A 682-nucleotide genomic window follows, 5' to 3' on the forward strand; every position below is an offset into this window, starting at 1 on the left:
GAATTGCTTTGTTTCACCGAGATTTCTTTAAGGATATAAAACCTGGCCCTTCGCAATTGGGCCCTCAGCTACGAACTGCGATTGAAGCACAGCGAGTTGGTGGTGAGCGTATCCAGAGCTATTGGCTCGATGTTGGAACGCCGGAGCGCTTACAAACACTCAGGGATAGAGTGTCAGCATAAACAGGCAAAAATATGACGGTTTTATTTGTTTGTGTTGACGAACTTTTGGCTCCTTTCTTCATACCTTAGATTGAAAGGCTAGTTTTTAATATTAGCTTTATATAAAGTATTTCAAGTTAATTTGTTATTTAACAATAGCTTAAGTTTAGTTTTCTAGGCTTTGCTTATCGCTTCAGGTTTTGTTTTTTCCAAAATCACCATTAGGCGCAGTTTATGCATATTCCATTAGAAATATTTATTGATGGAATAATCTCATGTCTTTTAAAGCTCTTTCCCGGCAGAAGCTAACGGGCCGCACTCTTGTTTTATTACTGTTGGCTGCCTTTGTTCTGGTGCTGGCCTTATCAAGCCTTGAACCTTTAAAGTTTTTGAACCTTCCAGGTTTGTTGCTTGTGGTTTTGGGAACGTTTACCGGGGCTGTCTTGAGTCACTCATTTGACGATTGCCTTGCCGCATTTCGACAAGCTTTTCCAAGAAATAAAGCCGAGCACTCTGACGTG

Annotated in this window: 2 pseudogenes; both read left to right on the forward strand. The window is 40.8% G+C overall.

Features of this window, described 5'->3' with window-relative positions:
• A pseudogene (locus A3735_RS30545) lies at positions 1-182 on the forward strand (hypothetical protein); the annotation flags it as partial.
• A gap of 254 nt (positions 183-436) precedes the next feature.
• Positions 437-682: pseudogene (locus A3735_RS08045) on the forward strand (hypothetical protein); the annotation flags it as partial.

The organism is Oleiphilus sp. HI0061 (assembly GCF_001635675.1).